This is a genomic window from Flavobacterium sp. MK4S-17 (assembly GCF_009848495.1).
GTDB lineage: Bacteria > Bacteroidota > Bacteroidia > Flavobacteriales > Flavobacteriaceae > Flavobacterium.
Genome location: NZ_WWEP01000011.1, coordinates 74,561 through 92,860 on the forward strand (window position 1 = coordinate 74,561; position 18,300 = coordinate 92,860).

The following is an 18,300-nucleotide window of genomic DNA, read 5'->3' on the forward strand; positions in this document are numbered from 1 at the left end:
GGACATGACAAGGTGTGCAGGAAATGTACACCTTGCCTGTCTGAATCGAGCGGGCAGATTAAAAAGCAACCAAGAATTACTGAATATGATAGAAATTTTTTGCTACTGCCTGGCTTCGCTGTCATTTATGGCGTCCGGCAAACTAGTTGTAAGCTGTATTACCAGCGAAAAAAGGACTTTAAAACCGGTTGGGCTGCTTAACCTCCTGGTTTCATTTTTTCTTTTTATTATAGGAATTACCTTTGCCCTCTAAATTCTTTTATAGATAAGAAAGCCTCCTGTACTTGTTGCAGGAGGCTTTACTTATTTGCCGGAAATATATTTTGTAACCATACAAATTGCTGTAAACAAAAAACCCGCTTCATTTATATGAAGCGGGTTTGTAGCCTCGACAGGAATCGAACCTGTATCAAAAGTTTAGGAAACTCCCATTCTATCCGTTGAACTACGAGGCCGAATAAAAAAGGCCATCATTTCTGATAGCCTTTTCTTAAAAAGCTCCCCCTCTTGGGCTCGAACCAAGGACCCTCTGATTAACAGTCAGATGCTCTAACCAGCTGAGCTAAGGAGGAAACTGTATATTATTCTGTAATTTTCTAATCGGCGTCAGTTAATTACAATATATTTTCAAGAACTTCTGGCTTTATGCCGTTGCCTTTATAGCGGTGCAAATATAAAACCATTTTTAATTCCTGCAAACTAATTTTATAAAAAATATCCCTAAAATTTCTACTTGCCTGATATTGCCCTGAATATATCATTGCCATTGGCAAACAATACTAATGCTATAAGTATAAAAAAGCCTGTAATTTGTGCATACTCCATAAATTTATCACTGGGCTTCCTGCCGCTTATCATTTCATAAAGCAGGAACATTACATGGCCGCCGTCAAGTGCCGGTATGGGCAGCAGGTTCATAACCCCAAGCATAATAGAAAGTAAAGCAGTAATATTCCAGAAAGCATACCAGCTCCATGACTCTGGGAATATGTCGAAAATAGCATAAAAACCGCCAACACCTTTATAGGCACCTGTACTTGGTGTAAATATTGCCTTTAGCTGTTTCCAGTAACTAACCAATTGGTCTTTGCCTTTTTCCAAACCTACAGGAATCGACTCAAAAAAGCCATATTCTTCACGGCTTACAGGATAAAGGTTTAACTCTTCAATATTTTTTGGTATCAACCTGGAAGCATAGGCTATGCCTGATTTTCCTTCATCATTTATTATAATTTGTACAGGCACTTCTTTTCTATCCCTTATTACAGTGGCAGGTACGGTTTGCCCTTTATGCTTTTTAAATTCATCAATAATGCCATCAGCATAGGCAACTTCTTTTCCGTTAAAAGACTTCAATATGTCTTTTGGCTTTACATTATCTTTATTGGGAGAGTCGTCGGCAATCCCCGCCACTATAAACGGAATGCGCAGTTCAACTAAAGTGCCCGTTTTTTCCTGTTTCATCAACTTATCTATAAAGTCAATAGGGAAATCAACTACTTCCTGCGAGCCATTACGGTTTACAGTTACCTGCTTTGCCGTTAAAAGTTTTTGGTTTATTTCATAAAAATCCTGTATGCTTTCGCCATCAACAGCTATAATCTTATCCCCGGTTTTAAGCCCGGCCTGCTCAAGCGCAGGGTTGGTAACCCAAACACCGTCATTAAGGTTTTTATTTTCAATATAAAGGTCGCCGTAAAAAAACGCCATCCCAATATATATTACAAAAGCCAGTATAAAGTTAACGGTTACCCCGCCAAGCATTATTATCAGCCTTTGCCATGCAGGTTTAGAGCGAAACTCCCACGGCTGTGCCGGTTGGGACATTTGCTCCTTATCCATACTTTCATCAATCATACCGGCAATTTTTACATAGCCGCCAAGGGGCAGCCAGCCTATGCCGTAAACTGTTTCACCTATTTTCTTTTTAAAGAGTGAAAATTTCACGTCAAAAAAAAGGTAAAACTTCTCTACTTTGGTTTTAAATATTTTGGCAGGTATAAAATGCCCTAATTCATGCAGTATAATTAAAAGGGACAGGCTCAGCAGGAACTGAGTTAATTTAATAGCTATTTCCATTATTTGTGTTTCACTTTCTTGTTTAAACGCACAAAAATAATGTTTTCTGATAGACTTACCCTATTTTTAATTTACACCGCCGCATTTTAAAACTTTGTTAATAATTGCCTTTGTGGTTTCGGCTTAAAGTTTTGTAAGGTAATTTTACAATAACTAAATTTATTCCGTAAGAGTATTCTTTTAAATATTCAGCACTCTTTACTTCTTAAAAGCATTTATGTATGAAGCCACTTCCTTATTTATTGCTGCGGTTGCTTTTAGGGATAAGTTTTTTCGGGCATGGGCTTGTGCGCCTGCCAAAGCTTAATATGTTTAGCGGATGGATGGTAAAAACATTTGAAAATTCCATGCTTCCGCAGGCACTTGTACTCCCATTTAGCTACATGCTGCCTTTTGCAGAACTAATTACAGGTGCTTTGTTGCTCATCGGGCTGTTAACCCCGGTATGCGCTTATAGTCGCTGCCTGCATTGCTATTATACTCATATTCGGCTCCTGCCTTATAGAAGAATGGGGGTCAATACCCAGCCAGTTGCTGCATGGCGGTATGGCTGCATTATTATTAAATTTTATTCAGGGAAACACAATCTCTGCAGATTATAAACTAAAACAATAAACTATGGAATCGCAATTATTTTCGCTATTGCAGATAAAAAGCATAATATTAAAAAACCGTATAGTAGTTTCGCCCATGTGCCAGTATTCTGCTAAAGACGGCTTTGCCAATAACTGGCACCTGGTACATTTGGGTGCCAGGGCTATAGGTGGTGCCGGGCTTATAATACAGGAGGCAACGGCTGTGTCCCCAGAAGGGCGCATATCGCCTGATGATTTAGGTATATGGAGCGACGAGCATATAGAAAAGTACAGGGAAATAACCGAGTTTATTTTACAGGAAAATTCATTTCCGGGCATACAGCTTGCCCATGCAGGTCGCAAAGCCAGTACATCGGCACCGTGGCAGGGACACAGAAAACTAACGGTAACAGAAGAGGGATGGCAAACCGTTGCACCAAGCAGTATAAAGTTTAGCGAGGATGAAGCAGAGCCTCCTTTGGAGCTGGACGCGCAAGGTATTAAAAAAGTTATTGATGATTTTCGTGAAGCTGCCCGAAGGTCGCGGGAGGCTGGATATAAAGTAGTTGAAATACATGCGGCTCATGGCTACCTGCTGCACCAGTTCCTGTCGCCATTATGCAATAAACGTACAGATGAGTATGGAGGCAGTTTTGAAAACCGCATACGGTTGCTGCTGGAAGTTACAGAAGCGGTTAAACAGGAGTGGCCTTCTGACCTGCCTTTATTTGTGCGCATCTCCGGTACCGACTGGGCTGAGGGAGGTTGGAATGTAGAGGAATCAGTAAAGCTTTCAAAAATACTGAAGGAAATGGGGGTAGATGTAATTGACTGCTCATCAGGTGGTGCGGTACTTCACCAGCAGATACCTGTTGAACCCGGCTACCAGGTTTTTATAGCAGAGCAGGTTAAAAAAGAGGCAGGCATCCATACAGGTGCTGTTGGTTTGATAACCGAGGCTGAACAGGCAGAAGAAATTTTGGAAAAAGGGCAAGCCGATCTGATTTTCTTTGCAAGGGAGTCATTACGCGACCCAAACCTGGGGCTCACATTTGCCACCCGCCTGGATGCTGATGTTATATGGCCAAAACAATATGAAAGGGCAAAGCCCAGAAAACGCAATAAATAACAAATGCAAAAGATAAAAACAGCATTATTATCCTATGGTATGTCAGGTAAGGTCTTTCATGCCCCGTTCCTGGAGGTGCACCCGCGCTTTGAGCTTATGGGGGCATGGGAGCGCAGTAAAAAAAATATACAAAAAGATTATCCGGGGGTTAAAAGCTATAGTACACTTGAAGAACTGCTGGCAGACGATACAGACCTGGTAATTGTAAACACGCCGGTAGATACACATTTTGAATATGCAAAGCAGGCTTTGCAGGCAGGCAAACACACACTTGTGGAAAAGGCTTTTACAACTACCGCAGCGCAAGCACAGGAACTAAGGGATATAGCCCATGAAAAGGGGCTAAAACTGGCAGTGTACCAAAACCGCAGGTGGGACAGCGATTTTAAAACAGTAAAAGAAGTTTTGGATGAAAACCTGTTAGGTGAAATAATAGAAGCTGAAATTCATTTTGACCGTTATAACCCTTCGCTCAGCCCAAAGGCACATAAGGAAACCGGTAAGCCGGGAGCTGGTATATTATGGGATTTAGGCTCTCATATTATAGATCAGGCCCTATGCCTTTTCGGTATGCCACAAGCAGTTTTTGCCGATATGCGGATAACAAGGGAAAATTCTGTTACGGAAGACTGGATGGAAGCCTTATTGTATTATCCTGATAAACGGGTACGCCTGCAGGCGGGCTTTTTTATGCGGGAGCCATTGCCGGCCTACATACTGTACGGCAGGAAAGGTACTTTCCTGAAAAGCAGGGGCGATATTCAGGAGGACGTTTTAAAAACAGGCAAAAAGCCCGAAACGAAAGGATGGGGCATAGAACCGGAGGAAAAATCAGGGATTTTGCATACCGAAAAACATGGAGAGGTTTACAGGGGGCATATACCCACAAAACCGGGGAATTATTATGAGTTTTTAGAACTGCTGTACCAGTCAGTTACAATGGATAAAAAGGAACCTGTTACCGCCGATGAAGGTGTTAATGTAATGAAAGTAATAGATGCTGCACTCCTGAGCAGCAAGGAGAAAAAAGTTGTTCAACTAAAATAAATATAGAAAGTATGCAAAAAAGGCAGTTAGGCAATACAGGGCTTTATGTCTATCCGGTTACCTTTGGTGGTAATGTCTTCGGGTGGACGATAGATGAAAAAACTTCATTCGAAATTCTGGATGCCTTTACAGGGGCAGGCTTTAATTTTATAGATACGGCCGATGTGTATTCGCGTTGGGCAAAAGGAAATGAAGGGGGTGAATCAGAAACTATAATCGGCAACTGGTTACATAAAAATGGTAACCGTGATAAAGTTATTATAGCCACTAAAGTGGGCAGTGATATGGGTAACGGAAAAAAAGGGCTTTCACGAAAACGTATATTACAGGCAGCAGAGGAGTCGCTTAAAAGGCTTAAAACTGATTATATAGACCTTTACCAAACCCACTGGGATGATGAAAACACACCAATAGAAGAAACTCTTGATGCTTATGCACAACTTATAAAAGAGGGTAAGGTTCGGCACATTGGCGCATCCAACCTGTCGGCAGAACGTTTAAAAGAGTCGTTGCAGGTAGCTTTTGAAAAAGGGCTTCCCGCTTATGAAACATTCCAGCCCCATTATAATTTATACGAACGCAAGGCTTTTGAGGAAGCACTGGAACCGGTTTGCCTTGGCAATAACCTTGGTGTTTTAAATTATTATTCACTGGCAAGCGGTTTCCTTACCGGTAAGTACAGGGGTAAAGAGGATTTGGGAAAAAGCACGCGTGGCGGTGGTGTGGAAAAATATCTTGATGACAGGGGGTTTAAAATACTTGCCGCACTGGATGAGGTGGCGCAAAAACTGGATACAACCCAGGCTGCCGTAGCCCTGGCATGGCTTATTCACCGCCCTTCGGTAACGGCACCAATAGTAAGTGCAACAAGCAAGAAGCAACTGGAAAGTATTATAAAAGCGCCTGACCTGCCTATAACCGCCCATGAAATTGAGTACCTTACACAGGAGAGCGCATGGTAAGCTTTAATTTATTAGTATGACAATATTTTCAACAAGAGAAATTCCCGAGGCAGGGATAAGGCTATTGCAGGATAAAGGCATAAAGGTTGTTCAGTGGCACGAAAAAAGAGAGTTGACGCAGCAGGAATTAATTGATAATTCAAAAAAGGTGCAGGGCATTATTTTATCCGGCCGGATAAAAGCGGATGCCGAATTCTTGCAGGAATGCAGCCATTTAAAAGTTATATCGCTGTTTTCGGCAGGATTTGATAATATAGATGTAGCAGAAGCCACAAAATTAGGAATACCGATAGGCCATACACCCGATGTGCTGAGTAAGGCAACTGCTGATACAGCCTTCCTGCTTTTGCTGGCAACATCAAGAAAGGCATTTTACCACCACAGGCGCATAGTGAATGGGGACTGGGATTTTTTTGAGCCTAATGCCAACCTGGGTATAGATATACATGGAAAAACGCTCGGTATTTTTGGATTGGGAAATATAGGTTTCGAAATGGCAAAGCTTTGCAAAAATGCTTATGGCATGAATATAATTTACCATAACAGGAGTACTAATGAGCGTGCCGAAAAGGAACTGGGAGCCCAAAAAGTTTCGTTTGAGGAATTGCTTTCGCAAAGCGATGTGCTGTCAGTCCATGCAAACCTGTCGGCAGGTGTTCAGGGTATTTTTAATGCAGATGCTTTTTCAGCCATGAAGCCTACCGCTATTTTTATAAATACCGCACGGGGGCAAATGCATAACGAACAGGATTTAAAGCACGCTTTGGAAAAGGGTATTATATGGGGAGCGGGGCTGGATGTTACCAACCCTGAGCCGATGGATAAAGATAACCCGCTTTTATATATGCCGAATGTTGCCGTGCTGCCGCACATAGGTTCTTATGTATATGAAACAAGGGATGCTATGGCACTGCTTGCAGCACAAAACTGTATTGCAGGCCTTAAGGGCGAAAAGCTCCCCAAATGTGTTAACCCTGAAGTGTATAACCGCGGGTAGGATTAAAAATAATGATTATGGATACAGAACAATATTTTTTTCAGGATGATGGTACAATACCTAACAGTGTTTTCCCTTTAATAGTTTACCGTGCCGTTTTCCCCGATACGGGTGCGATAGCGGATAGTATGGAAGAAGAATTTGCTGCAAATAACTGGAAAAATTCCTGGCGTAATGGGGTTTATGCCTATCATCATTACCACAGTAATACCCATGAAGTGCTGGGTGTGTATAAGGGTTCGGCAACATTACAGTTTGGCGGGGAGAAAGGTGAAAAAATGAATGTACGGCAGGGTGATGTTGCAGTACTGCCCGCCGGTACGGGACATAAGAAAATAGAAGCTTCGGACGATTTTGGTGTTATAGGTGCATATCCGGGCGGTATGGATTATGACCTTATGAAAGGGGAGGATGGCGAAAGGCCCGGGGCTGATGAAAATATAGCAAAAGTACCTTTTCCCGATAATGACCCTGTTACAGGCAGCAAGGGTGGTATAATTGAGTTTTGGAAATGAATATAATTTTATAAGTACCAACTTCAGGTTAAAATATGGATAGTGAATTAAATATAGCCCGCAAGGTACGCAAGCCCCTTAAAGCCTATAGGGAAGCCAAATACAGCTACCTGAACCGGATACGGCTTGCAGTGTCGCTGTTTTACTTTTCAATGGGGCTTACTTTTGCTACCTGGGCAAGCCGTATTCCTGATATAAAGGAAAAGCTCGGGCTCAGCGAAGCCGAATTAGGTACGGTACTTTTTGCCATCCCATTAGGGCAGCTTTTAATGATGCCATTTTCGGGGCGTATTGTGGTGCGCTATGGCAGCAGTAAAACAGTTGTAGTGGGTATTATATTTTATATGCTTGCAATGGTTACGCTTGGTTTTGCCGATGAGGTATGGCAGCTCATGTTATCCTTATTCTTTTTTGGCATATTCAGCAACTTTACCAATATTTCGGTAAATACACAGGGAATATTAACGGAGGCTATTTTCCGCAGGCCCATTATGTCATCATTTCATGGTGCGTGGAGCCTTGCCGGTTTTACAGGAGCCCTTATAGGCTTGCTTATGATGAACTTCAGCGTAAGGCCGCTGTACCATTTTGCAATAGTTGCGGCAGTATTGTATGTAAATATTTATGCCAACTTTCGCTACCTTGTAAAAACCAGGCCGGCCAAACCTAAAAAAGTAGAGGAAGAAAGAAAACGAAGCCTGCTGCCAAAGCTTAACCCTGCACTGGCATGGCTTGGTGTTATAGGTTTTTGCAGCATGGTTAGCGAAGGCATTATGTTCGACTGGAGCGGAGTATATTTTAAAGATGTGGTAAAAGCCCCTGAATCGCTTGTAATATTGGGCTATACCTCATTTATGATTATGATGGCAACGGGCCGTTTTATAGGTGATAAGGTTACCACACGTTTCGGTCGTAAAAAAGTACTCGCTTTCAGCGGTGTGCTTATATCGGGAGGTATGTACATTGCGGTACTGTTTCCCTATGTAGTGCCTTCTGCAATCGGGTTTATGCTTGTGGGGCTTGGGGTAAGTACTGTAGTTCCCGGTGTGTACAGCCTTGCAGGACGAACGCCGGGTATTGAGCCAAGCCAGGCATTAACGGCAGTTTCCAGTATAAGTTTCCTGGGGTTTTTACTTGGCCCGCCCGTTATAGGTTATATAGCACATGCGGTAGGATTAAAAATGTCATTTGCAATTGTGGGGGTATTTGGCATTTGCATTGCCTTTTTTGTAAACAGGATAAATGAATAACAATAATATTTAGAAAAAGAAAAGAAATGGAATACAGGAAAATAGGAAATTCAGATTTACAGCTTTCAGCAATAACTTTTGGAGCATGGGCTGCCGGTGGATGGATGTGGGGTGGCACAGAGCGCAATGATGCTATTGAGGCAATAAGGAAATCGTATGATGAGGGTGTAACTTCTATAGACACTGCACCGATATATGGGCAGGGCGACAGTGAGGAAATTGTGGCACAGGCAATACAGGGAATAGGCAGGGATAAAGTACAGATACTTACCAAGTTTGGCATGCGCTGGGATTTGGCGAAAGGCGACTTTGCCATGAAAAGCAAAAATAACAGCGGGCAGGATATTGATGTGTATAAATATGCCGGAAAAGAAAGTATTATTAAGGAATGTGAAGACAGCCTGCGCAGGCTTAAAACCGACTATATAGACCTGTACCAGATTCACTGGCCGGAAAGCACAACACCTATACAGGAAACGATGGAAACCGTGGCACAAATTATAAAGGAAGGCAAAGTGCGTTATGCAGGTGTATGCAACTATAGCGCTGCTCAGGTACAGGAGGCTGATAAATATGTAAATATAATTTCCGACCAGGTACCATACAGCATGGTTAAGCGTGACATTGAAAAGGAACTCATTCCATATTGTATTGAGAGCGGGAAGGCGGTTATTGCCTACAGCCCTTTGGAAAGAGGATTGCTTACCGGGAAGATGAAGCCGGGCCATGTTTTTGCCGAAGGCGACCACAGGGCAAACCTTTATTTTTATAAAGAGGAAAACCTGAAACGCACCAGTGAGTTCCTTGATAAATTAAGGCCGCTTGCAGCAGAAAAAAATGCCACCCTTTCACAGCTTGTACTGCGATGGACTATTGAGCAGCCTGGTATTACCATAGCCCTTGCAGGAGCAAGAAATGCCGAACAAAGCGTGCAGAACGCCAGGGCTGTAAATGTGAAGCTTACGACTGATGAAATTACATTTATTACTGATGAAATAAATAAACTTGAGCTTGTTAAATAAAAAAGCTGCCATTAGGCGGCTTTTTTAGCCCTTTATAAATTTCAGGTATTTGTTACCCCTGTTGGTTAATAATGTGATAAAATATTCCCCAGCCGAAAGTGATGCTATATTCCATTGGTTGGTGTTCCCCGATTCAAGCACCTTTTGCCCGGCGGTATTGTAAAATGTAGCTTTTTGCACCGCCAGCCCATCGGGAAGGGTTATGTTTAGCTGGTTTTTTGATGGATTTGGAAATAACTTTATGGGTTCATTTCCTTCATAATCCTTTACTCCAAGTGTTGCAGAATTATTAGCGGAAATAATGTTGCGTTCAGGGTCAAACTGTACAGATATAATATTGAAAGGGACATTTACAATAAATTCCTGGCCGTTATAGGTATTATCCACAATTATATTTTGCTGCTGCCCTCCCGTGCCAATTAAACGTATGGGTAAAGGCATTTCAAAATAAGAAACCGAGGAATGCGACTGTGTTTGGCCTACAGTAATTTTTACCTGGCCGGCTCCCCAGTTTTGTGCTGTAACCGTATAGCTTGGGTATCCCTGGCGGTACACCCAGTCAAGGAAAAATTCGGTTAAATCCATACCGGAAGCAGCTTCCAGGTGCGCTTCCAAATCGGGCGTTTTTGCATAGCCATAAGCAAGGTTTTCGTCAGCCAGGTAATTTTTAATTCCCTGGTAAAAATTTTCATTTCCTACCTTAAATCGCAGCATGTGCAGCACCATTGCCCCTTTATTATAGCTAAGCCTGCTGCTGAAAATACGGTTAATGCTTGTAGTGTCGGCATCTGTTAAGTACAGGTTTCCGTTAGGAAAAGCAGTGATATTGTTTATTTTACCTGACTTCCACTGATTAAAGGATAAATTGCCATCCAGATGTTCCACAACAAGCCCCGAAAGGTATGTGGCAAACCCCTCATTAAGCCAAATGTCTTTCCATGAACCACAGGTTACTTTATCACCAAACCACTGGTGTGCAAGCTCATGTGCTATAAGCTCCCTGCTAAAGTTACCCATGAATGATACAGTGGTATGCTCCATACCACCTCCAAAACCGTATTGTGCATGCCCGTACTTTTCGGTATGGAAAGGATACGTTTCAAATAATTCCTCAAACAGACTCATTATAGGCAATGTAACACCAAGCAGGTTTTGCGCCTGAGTAAAATTTTCCGGATAAAGGTAATTAACTATGGGGAAAGTGTTAGGTGCCGTACCTGCCGTTTGATTGTATATGCTGTAATTCGTAACTGCTATAGCCACAAGGTATGCAGGTATAGGGTAGCCGTGGTGAAAATGTGTTGTTTTTGTACCATTGCTATTTATTGTTTGCGACTGCTCCATACCGTTGGCAACACTTATATACTGTTGGGGTGCTGTTATGCGTACATCTATGCTTTCAATCTTGTCAATCAGGTCCTGTTTGCAGGGCCACCAGTCTTTAGCGCCATAGGGTTCAGATAATGTCCATAAAACAGGTGTGCCATTATGTGCGCTTGTAACAAAGGCTTCCTGTTCCGTTGGGGGTGCGCCGGAATAAGTAATAGTAACTGTTGATTGTGCGCCTTGCGGCAATACCGAGGGAAAGGTTATCACCAGTTCATCATTATTATTTTGCTCAAAATTAAGTTGCGTACTATTTTGCGTAACAGCACTCACCGTAAGCTGGTTGCTTAGGTCGAAAGTAATGGTAGCCATATTTTCCTTTGCTGTAAAAGTGGTGGTTACTACCCCGCTTACAAATTGCACGGCCGGGTTTACATTAATTGCAAGATTATGATAGTTAACATCATAATTACCGGTGTTTTCATTAGCCGTAAAATTTTTAAGCCGGTAGCCCGATTTCATTTCGGCTTCAACTATACGGTTAAAATCCTGTTCCTGCTGGGCATATAAAAAAGTAAGCGAGCAAAAAAGGGATATAATAATGTAAATCGGTTTCATAAGTACAAAATTTTTCAAATGTAGTCAGAAAAAATATTTTTAAAGTTATTAAAAGTTTAGCATGGCTTGTTTAACCGGGTAATAATTAAAACAATTCATTAAATTTGCTCACTTTACTAAAAACCAATAATCATGTTACAGACAGCATTTCTCAGGGAAAACAGGGAAAAAGTAATACAGGGGCTGGGCAAAAGGAATATAGATGCCGCACCGCTTGTAGATGAAGTTATTGCTCTTGATGAAAAAAGGAGGGCAACACAAACAGAACTTGATACTATCCTTTCGGAATCCAACAAGCTGTCCAAAGATATTGGCGAGTTAATTAAGGCCGGAGAAAAAGCCAAGGCAGGCATATTAAAAGAAAAAACAACCCAGCATAAGGAAAAAAGCAAAGAGCTTACTGAAAAGCTGAATGCCGTAACTGAAGAACTTGCACAGGCATTATATAAACTTCCAAACGTTCCTGCGGATATTGTTCCTGCAGGTAAATCAGCAGATGATAATGAGGAGGTGCACCGCGAGGGCGATATACCGGTGCTTTTTGAAGGGGCACTGCCCCACTGGGAGTTAGCTAAAAAATATGATATTATAGATTTTGAGCTTGGAAATAAAATAACAGGCGCAGGTTTCCCTGTATATAAAGGCAAAGGAGCCAGGCTGCAACGTGCACTTATTACCTATTTCCTGGATAAAAATACCAATGCGGGCTATAAGGAATACCAGGTTCCGCATTTGGTAAATGAAGCATCGGGTTACGGCACAGGTCAATTACCTGATAAAGAAGGCCAGATGTACCACGTTGGGCTTGATGACCTTTACCTTATACCAACAGCAGAAGTTCCTGTAACTAATATTTTCCGCGATGTTATATTGCAGGAAAGTGAGCTTCCTGTAATGTGTACAGGCTATACACCTTGTTTCCGCAGGGAGGCAGGCTCTTACGGGGCACACGTTCGTGGCCTGAACCGCCTGCACCAGTTTGATAAAGTGGAGATTGTGCGCATTGAGCATCCTGACAAATCGTTTGAAGCGCTGGATGGTATGGTGGAGCATGTTAAAACACTGCTTAAGGAGTTAAAACTGCCTTACAGGATATTGCGCCTTTGCGGCGGTGATATGGGTTTTGCTTCGGCGTTAACGTATGATTTTGAGGTGTTTTCTACTGCACAGGACCGTTGGCTGGAAATAAGCTCTGTTTCGAATTTTGAAACTTTCCAGTCAAACAGGCTTAGACTGCGTTTTCGCGATAAGGAAGGCAAAAACCATTTGGCACATACTTTGAACGGGAGTTCACTTGCGTTGCCAAGGGTGCTTGCAGGCATACTGGAAAACTACCAGACGCCCGAAGGGATTGTAATACCCGAAGTTTTGCGCCCTTATACCGGTTTTGACATTATAAATTAGTAAATTTGTTTAGGGTGGATGTTTTTTCATCTTTTCTCATTTTACAAAAAACAAGGGATGAAGAAAATTATTACCGTATTGGTTTTTTTATGGTCAGTTGTGGTTTTTTCGCAAAACGAACAACTGGCCTTAAATTATTTTGATGCGGGCGAATTTGAAAAAGCACTTGTTATCTATCAGGATATAGCCGAAAAACAGCCTAACAATACTTTTTTAATACAAAAGATAACAGCCTGTTATCAGCAGCTCCAGCAATATGATAAAGCTGAAAAATTGCTGAAAGAAAAAATAGTAAGCCTAAAACAACCCACATTGTATGTAGAGCTGGGCTATAATTACCAGCTAAAGGGCGATATGGCCAGTGCCGAAAAAAATTACCAGGCGGCAATAGATGCAATTGCCGAAAATCCCGGCTATGTATATACTGTAGCCAATAATTTTGAACAGAAGGTATTGGTGCAGCAGGCTTTAAAAACATACGAAACCGCTGTTTCGGTAAATAAAAGCCTGAATTTTGATTACCAGACTGCAATATTGCAGGGGCAATTGGGCAACATAGACCTGATGATTGAAAAATTATTGAGCTATGCCTATAGTAACCAGCACAACCTGCATTTGGTGCAGGGGCAGCTTTCGCGTTTTATGAATGAGGAATCGCAGGATACTTTTGTTTCCTCATTACGCAAGGCGCTATTGGTGAATACGCAAAAAACACAGGATATTTTCTGGAATGAATTTCTTAGCTGGTTTTTTGTGCAGCAAAGGGATTATGGTAAAGCCTTTATTCAGGAAAAGGCCATTTACAGGAGAAACCCCGATAGCTTTGGTAATATTGTAAACCTCGCAAAGCTTGCCATTGATGAGGACGAGAAAGACGCAGCCCGCGAAATACTGTCGTTTATCCTTGAAAACACACAGGATCCGGACTTGCAAATGCAATCGCATTATTACCTGCTTGAAATGGAAATTGAATCGGCCGGCGAAAAAGATTACCCTGCCATAGAAAAGAAAATAAATAACCTCCTGTCGCAATATGGTATTACGCCTTACTCACTTGCTTTACAGGTGCAAAAGGCAGATTTTGAAGCGTTTTATCTAAAAAACATACAGGCAGGTATTGCAACATTAAACAACGCACTTAAGCTGCAGCTTAACAAATATCAGACAGCAACTGTAAAAATGAAGCTTTCGGATATATTGCTGCTGGATGAAAAATTTAACCAGGCAATAATTTATTATGCCCAGATAGAGGAAGACCTGAAAAATGATGCAGTAGGGCACGAAGCCAGTTTAAAGGTGGCTAAAGCCAGTTATTTTAAAGGTGATTTTGAGTGGGCGCAAAAGCAGCTTAAGGTATTAAAATCATCAGTTTCCCAGCTTATTGCCAATGATGCCCTGGAATTGTTTTTACTGATAAATGACAATACTGTGGAAGACAGTACACAAACCGCACTTAAAAAATTTGCGCGGGCAGACTTTAAGCTTTACCAGAATAAAAAGGAGGAGGCACTTGCACAGTTTAAGGATATACTGGATAATGATAACACCAAAAGCATACAGGATGTAACATTGCTGCGTGTAGGCAAGATTTATGAGGAGAAAGGCGATTATACTGCAGCTCTTGAATACTATGCCCGTATTATTGATAATTATGCCGAAGGCATTTATATAGACGAAGCCCTGTTTTTTTCGGCAGAGATATATAATAAAAAATTACAGGATGCCGAAAAGGCAAAGCCCCTATATGAAAAGGTACTGTTTAACCATCAGGACAGCATTTATTTTGTGGAAGCAAGGAAGCAGTTCCGCCAGTTGAGGGGCGATATGAACACTTAACTTTTAATAAGATGATTATATATAATGTAACTATAAATATTGACGACAGTGTACACGAACAGTGGCTTCGCTGGATGCAGGAAAAGCATATACCCGAAATGCTGGGAACAGGAATGTTTACCGAAGCAAAAATGGTAAAGGTGCTAATAGTGGAGGAGTCCGGCGGTACTACGTATTCTGTACAGTTTTTTACAGAAAGCAAGGAAAAGCTTGAACAGTATTACAATGATTTTGCCCCACGTATGAGGGAAGAAGGAGCCAGGCTTTTTGGCGACAAAATGCTCGCTTTCCGTACCGAGCTTGAGCTGTTGAAGGAATTTAAACCTGAATAATTACCCGGCCTGTGCCTGTAGTGCAGCAGGCAATATAAGTTATGGATAAAGTTAAGGCCAAAAAACATTTGGGGCAGCATTTCCTCAAAGATGAAAATATAGCGAAAGATATTGCCGATACACTAACATTAAGCGGTTACGGCAAAGTATTGGAAATTGGCCCGGGTATGGGCGTGCTTACCAAATACCTGCTTGAAAAGCCGGTTGAAACCTATGTTATAGAAATTGATACAGAGTCGGTTGAGTATCTTGAAAAAAATTATCCTGCGTTGCAGGGTAAAATAATCTCGAAAGACTTTCTTAAATATAATCTTTCCGAAGTTTTTGGCGATGCACCTTTTGCCATCATTGGAAATTTTCCTTACAATATATCTTCGCAAATTGTATTCAGGGCATTGGAAATGCGCGACAGGATACCGGAGTTTGCAGGCATGTTCCAAAAGGAGGTGGCAGAAAGGATTTGCGAAAGCAAGGGCAGTAAAACTTACGGTATCCTATCGGTACTGGTGCAGGCGTTTTATGATGCCGAATATCTTTTTACTGTGCCGGAACATGTGTTTAACCCGCCGCCAAAGGTTAAATCAGGGGTGCTGAGGCTCCGCAGGAAAGAAAACTATAACCTGCCGTGCGATGAAAAACTGTATTTTAATGTGGTAAAAACTGCATTTAACCAGCGCAGGAAAACCCTGCGTAACAGTTTAAAAACATTTAACCTGGCCGATAATTTAAAGGAAGATAGTATCTTTGACCTCCGTCCGGAACAGCTTTCGGTAGCACAGTTTATTGAGTTAACCCAAAAAATAGCAGCCTATGGAGTTTAAAATCAGCAGGGATTTCATAAACCAGATAGAGCAATATATAAGTGAGAACAGGGAGAAGGAACTTCAAAACCTCCTTGAAGACCTCCACTATGCCGATATTGCCGAAATAATGGGCGAACTTGATGATTCCGGCGCGATTTATATATTCCATATACTTGACAGTGAAAAAACAGCGGAAATTCTTCTTGAGCTTGATGAAGAGGTAAGGGAAAAAATATTAAAGGAACTTTCGCCCAAAGAAATTGCCGAAGAGCTTGACGAGTTAAGTACCGATGACGCTGCGGATATTATTGCTGAGCTTCCGCAGGAAAGGAAGGAAGAGGTTATTTCGGAATTGCTTGATGTTGAGCATGCCAAGGATATTGTTGACCTGTTGCGCTATGATGAAGATACTGCGGGCGGGCTTATGGGGAAAGAGCTTGTTAAGGTAAACGAAAACTGGAACGTGCTTACTTGTGTTAAGGAGATGCGCGTACAGGCCGTAAATGTACAGCGTGTGCACTCTATATACGTTGTAGATGATGAAAACAGGCTGAAAGGCAGGCTTTCACTTAAAGACCTGCTGACAACGTCGACAAAAACGCCTATCAGCGAAGTATATATTCCTAAAGTGGATTTTGTGAAGGTAAACACACCCGATGTGGAAGTGGCACGTATAATGCAGCGGTATGACCTTGAGGCCATACCTGTTGTAGATGAACTAGGCAGGCTTGTAGGGCGTATTACCATTGATGATATTGTGGACGTAATTAAGGAAGAGGCCGATAAGGATTACCAGTTGGCTGCGGGTATCTCACAGGACGTAGAGGCGGACGACAGTATTATTGACCTTACCAAAGCGCGCCTGCCCTGGCTGGTACTGGCATTACTGGGAGGGTTTATTACCGTTAAGGTAATGGGGCTTTTTGATGATGCTATGGAAAAGCACAGCGAATTGTTTTATTTTACACCACTTATTGCAGCTATGGCGGGTAATGTGGGTGTGCAATCTTCTGCAATTATAGTGCAGGGCCTTGCCAACAACAGCCTTAGCGGCTCGCTTTTTGGAAGGCTTATAAAGGAAGTAATGCTCAGTCTTTTAAATGGCTCCATATTGGCTGTAATCCTGGTTTTAGGCAGCCATTTTTTACTTAATGTGGATTATGATTTAGGCCTTACGGTTAGTGTATCATTAGTTTCAGTTATTATTATTGCGTCGCTTATAGGTACTTTTATACCTATATTGCTTAACAGGGGGGGTATTGACCCTGCGCTTGCCACCGGGCCTTTTATCACAACCAGTAATGATATCTGCGGAATATTGATTTATTTTTCTATAGCAAAGGCTATACTTGGGTTTTAAAAAAAAGTAATTTCGATTTCCCGTATTACTTCATCTCTTATATATATAAAGGCAAAACCCTTTTCACCGGTAAACTGTACTTCATAATAGGAGCTGGCCTGTGGGGCGGAAGTATGTGCACCCCAATTCCTGAATTTTGCTGAGGCAGGAAACAACTTTATTACTTTTCCTATACTGTCACCTGCCTGCAAACCGCCCAAGCGAAGTGTAAATGTGTCCTGGAAATCGCCGGTTGCATATCTGTAATTCAGTTCATGTATTTTTCCCGAAGGTTCGTTAAACTTTGTTTGCAGGTTGTTAAGCCAGTATTCCTTATATACTTCTGTAGTACGGTTAAAAACAGAATCGGTTCGGGCAAGCTGAAATTTTCCTATCTTTTTCTCAAAGCTTTTACGGTTCAGGTTATAGGGCGACAACCCGTTTATAGTTACCTTTTCTACCGAAATGGAATCGGGTTTGTGTTCCTTTATTTCTTTTGTAAAATCCCTGCTGAAAAAGTCTTTAAAAGTATCATTTAATGTACCTGTGATAGCGCTTTCATTGTCAAAAAATACTTTTCCTTCAGGTATAAAAAAAGCACAATTATCTGTAGTGGTGTAAAGTGTATCCCTATGTTTATTAATTTCTATTATATACATGTTGCGTATAGTTTCATTGCCGCTCCAGTTATTACTGCATTCATGCTTTTGTGCAGGCCAGTTTAGCAAGGCCTCGTTTTTTAAACGTAATAATCCGTAGGCCATACCGGCATCTGTAGATTGTTCTGCCTGTATGTAATAACCTACCCTTTGTTCGCGCTTTACATACTCTTTTATGCTGCATGGTTTTTCCCTGCTCTCATATTGGTTTACAAGTCTGTATGCAGTTACTCTGGTAAAATTGCCATAATCTTCCTGTGCTTTGCATAAGCCTGCCAATAAGATAAAAGGTAATAGGTATTTCATAGTAGTAAGTTGGTTTGGTACTTATTATAACTGTTAAATTACTTTATTTATTATAAAGGCGTTTGCCGCTGCTTTGTGTAATTTTGTAAAAACAATCAAAA

The 18,300-nt window shown here is 41.6% G+C and carries 17 protein-coding genes and 2 tRNA genes; 14 read left to right on the forward strand and 5 right to left on the reverse strand.

What is annotated here, in order from left to right; all coding sequences use genetic code 11:
• Positions 1-85: 85 nt before the first annotated feature.
• Positions 86-253 carry a hypothetical protein gene (locus GSF09_RS05140; RefSeq protein ID WP_159799868.1) on the forward strand — a complete coding sequence of 56 codons (168 nt, stop codon included), beginning with the start codon at positions 86-88 and terminating at the stop codon, positions 251-253.
• Positions 254-383: 130 nt separating this feature from the next.
• Here GSF09_RS05140 and GSF09_RS05145 read toward each other — a convergent pair.
• The 3 genes from GSF09_RS05145 to rseP all read right to left on the reverse strand — a co-directional run bounded on the left by GSF09_RS05145 (position 384) and on the right by rseP (position 2,079).
• Positions 384-455, reverse strand: a tRNA-Arg gene (locus tag GSF09_RS05145).
• Between the two features lie 43 nt (positions 456-498).
• Positions 499-572 (reverse strand) — tRNA-Asn (locus GSF09_RS05150).
• 157 nt (positions 573-729) lie between these two features.
• Complete coding sequence (rseP, locus tag GSF09_RS05155; protein WP_159799869.1) at positions 730-2,079, reverse strand: RIP metalloprotease RseP; 1,350 nt, start codon at positions 2,077-2,079, stop codon at positions 730-732.
• Between the two features lie 221 nt (positions 2,080-2,300).
• Here rseP and GSF09_RS05160 point away from each other — a divergent pair, with 221 nt between their 5' ends.
• The 8 genes from GSF09_RS05160 to GSF09_RS05195 are packed head-to-tail and all read left to right on the forward strand — an operon-like array spanning position 2,301 to position 9,576.
• A complete protein-coding gene (locus GSF09_RS05160) occupies positions 2,301-2,681 on the forward strand; it encodes a DoxX family membrane protein (RefSeq protein ID WP_236564852.1) in 381 nt (126 codons plus the stop codon).
• 16 nt (positions 2,682-2,697) lie between these two features.
• Positions 2,698-3,783, forward strand: coding sequence for an NADH:flavin oxidoreductase/NADH oxidase (locus tag GSF09_RS05165; RefSeq protein WP_159799870.1), 1,086 nt, complete (start codon positions 2,698-2,700; stop codon positions 3,781-3,783).
• Positions 3,784-3,786: 3 nt separating this feature from the next.
• Entirely contained in the window at positions 3,787-4,830 is a 1,044-nt protein-coding gene (locus GSF09_RS05170; RefSeq protein ID WP_159799871.1) for a Gfo/Idh/MocA family oxidoreductase, read from the forward strand.
• Positions 4,831-4,841: 11 nt separating this feature from the next.
• On the forward strand, positions 4,842-5,792 hold the full coding sequence (locus GSF09_RS05175; RefSeq protein WP_159799872.1) for an aldo/keto reductase: 951 nt from the start codon (positions 4,842-4,844) through the stop codon (positions 5,790-5,792).
• A 16-nt stretch (positions 5,793-5,808) separates the two neighbouring features.
• Positions 5,809-6,789: a D-glycerate dehydrogenase gene (locus tag GSF09_RS05180; RefSeq protein WP_159799873.1), complete on the forward strand. Its 981-nt coding sequence runs from the start codon at positions 5,809-5,811 to the stop codon at positions 6,787-6,789.
• Positions 6,790-6,806: 17 nt separating this feature from the next.
• Positions 6,807-7,304, forward strand: a complete 498-nt coding sequence (locus GSF09_RS05185) for a cupin domain-containing protein (protein WP_159799874.1) — start codon at positions 6,807-6,809, stop codon at positions 7,302-7,304.
• Between the two features lie 35 nt (positions 7,305-7,339).
• Positions 7,340-8,554, forward strand: coding sequence for an MFS transporter (locus tag GSF09_RS05190; protein WP_159799875.1), 1,215 nt, complete (start codon positions 7,340-7,342; stop codon positions 8,552-8,554).
• Between the two features lie 26 nt (positions 8,555-8,580).
• Positions 8,581-9,576, forward strand: coding sequence for an aldo/keto reductase (locus GSF09_RS05195; RefSeq protein ID WP_159799876.1), 996 nt, complete (start codon positions 8,581-8,583; stop codon positions 9,574-9,576).
• 24 nt (positions 9,577-9,600) lie between these two features.
• Here GSF09_RS05195 and GSF09_RS05200 read toward each other — a convergent pair whose 3' ends face one another.
• Positions 9,601-11,520 (reverse strand): M1 family aminopeptidase, encoded by a 1,920-nt coding sequence (locus tag GSF09_RS05200; protein ID WP_159799877.1) that lies wholly within the window; start codon positions 11,518-11,520, stop codon positions 9,601-9,603.
• Positions 11,521-11,652: 132 nt separating this feature from the next.
• Between GSF09_RS05200 and serS the strand changes: the two genes are divergently transcribed.
• The 5 genes from serS to mgtE are packed head-to-tail and all read left to right on the forward strand — an operon-like array spanning position 11,653 to position 17,255.
• Positions 11,653-12,924, forward strand: coding sequence for a serine--tRNA ligase (serS, locus tag GSF09_RS05205; protein WP_159799878.1), 1,272 nt, complete (start codon positions 11,653-11,655; stop codon positions 12,922-12,924).
• A 57-nt stretch (positions 12,925-12,981) separates the two neighbouring features.
• Positions 12,982-14,760: a tetratricopeptide repeat protein gene (locus tag GSF09_RS05210; protein ID WP_159799879.1), complete on the forward strand. Its 1,779-nt coding sequence runs from the start codon at positions 12,982-12,984 to the stop codon at positions 14,758-14,760.
• 11 nt (positions 14,761-14,771) lie between these two features.
• Positions 14,772-15,092 (forward strand): DUF4286 family protein, encoded by a 321-nt coding sequence (locus tag GSF09_RS05215; protein ID WP_159799880.1) that lies wholly within the window; start codon positions 14,772-14,774, stop codon positions 15,090-15,092.
• Between the two features lie 41 nt (positions 15,093-15,133).
• Entirely contained in the window at positions 15,134-15,913 is a 780-nt protein-coding gene (gene rsmA, locus GSF09_RS05220; RefSeq protein WP_159799881.1) for a 16S rRNA (adenine(1518)-N(6)/adenine(1519)-N(6))-dimethyltransferase RsmA, read from the forward strand.
• Positions 15,903-17,255, forward strand: a complete 1,353-nt coding sequence (gene mgtE / locus GSF09_RS05225) for a magnesium transporter (protein WP_159799882.1) — start codon at positions 15,903-15,905, stop codon at positions 17,253-17,255. Before rsmA ends, mgtE begins: the two co-directional genes overlap by 11 nt.
• Here the strand turns inward: mgtE and GSF09_RS05230 are convergent.
• Positions 17,252-18,199, reverse strand: a complete 948-nt coding sequence (locus tag GSF09_RS05230; RefSeq protein WP_159799883.1) for a hypothetical protein — start codon at positions 18,197-18,199, stop codon at positions 17,252-17,254. The two genes, mgtE and GSF09_RS05230, sit on opposite strands and share 4 nt — an antisense overlap.
• Between the last annotated feature and the right edge of the window lie 101 nt (positions 18,200-18,300).

Excerpts from the sequence above, each read along its gene's own strand:
- GSF09_RS05140 (WP_159799868.1), top strand. The coding sequence starts at position 86 with ATGATAGAAATTTTTTGCTACTGCCTGGCTTCGCTGTCATTTATGGCG.
- rseP (WP_159799869.1), bottom strand. The coding sequence starts at position 2,079 with ATGGAAATAGCTATTAAATTAACTCAGTTCCTGCTGAGCCTGTCCCTT.
- GSF09_RS05160 (WP_236564852.1), top strand. The coding sequence starts at position 2,301 with ATGAAGCCACTTCCTTATTTATTGCTGCGGTTGCTTTTAGGGATAAGT.
- GSF09_RS05165 (WP_159799870.1), top strand. The coding sequence starts at position 2,698 with ATGGAATCGCAATTATTTTCGCTATTGCAGATAAAAAGCATAATATTA.
- GSF09_RS05170 (WP_159799871.1), top strand. The coding sequence starts at position 3,787 with ATGCAAAAGATAAAAACAGCATTATTATCCTATGGTATGTCAGGTAAG.
- GSF09_RS05175 (WP_159799872.1), top strand. The coding sequence starts at position 4,842 with ATGCAAAAAAGGCAGTTAGGCAATACAGGGCTTTATGTCTATCCGGTT.
- GSF09_RS05180 (WP_159799873.1), top strand. The coding sequence starts at position 5,809 with ATGACAATATTTTCAACAAGAGAAATTCCCGAGGCAGGGATAAGGCTA.
- GSF09_RS05185 (WP_159799874.1), top strand. The coding sequence starts at position 6,807 with ATGGATACAGAACAATATTTTTTTCAGGATGATGGTACAATACCTAAC.
- GSF09_RS05190 (WP_159799875.1), top strand. The coding sequence starts at position 7,340 with ATGGATAGTGAATTAAATATAGCCCGCAAGGTACGCAAGCCCCTTAAA.
- GSF09_RS05195 (WP_159799876.1), top strand. The coding sequence starts at position 8,581 with ATGGAATACAGGAAAATAGGAAATTCAGATTTACAGCTTTCAGCAATA.
- GSF09_RS05200 (WP_159799877.1), bottom strand. The coding sequence starts at position 11,520 with ATGAAACCGATTTACATTATTATATCCCTTTTTTGCTCGCTTACTTTT.
- serS (WP_159799878.1), top strand. The coding sequence starts at position 11,653 with ATGTTACAGACAGCATTTCTCAGGGAAAACAGGGAAAAAGTAATACAG.
- GSF09_RS05210 (WP_159799879.1), top strand. The coding sequence starts at position 12,982 with ATGAAGAAAATTATTACCGTATTGGTTTTTTTATGGTCAGTTGTGGTT.
- GSF09_RS05215 (WP_159799880.1), top strand. The coding sequence starts at position 14,772 with ATGATTATATATAATGTAACTATAAATATTGACGACAGTGTACACGAA.
- rsmA (WP_159799881.1), top strand. The coding sequence starts at position 15,134 with ATGGATAAAGTTAAGGCCAAAAAACATTTGGGGCAGCATTTCCTCAAA.
- mgtE (WP_159799882.1), top strand. The coding sequence starts at position 15,903 with ATGGAGTTTAAAATCAGCAGGGATTTCATAAACCAGATAGAGCAATAT.
- GSF09_RS05230 (WP_159799883.1), bottom strand. The coding sequence starts at position 18,199 with ATGAAATACCTATTACCTTTTATCTTATTGGCAGGCTTATGCAAAGCA.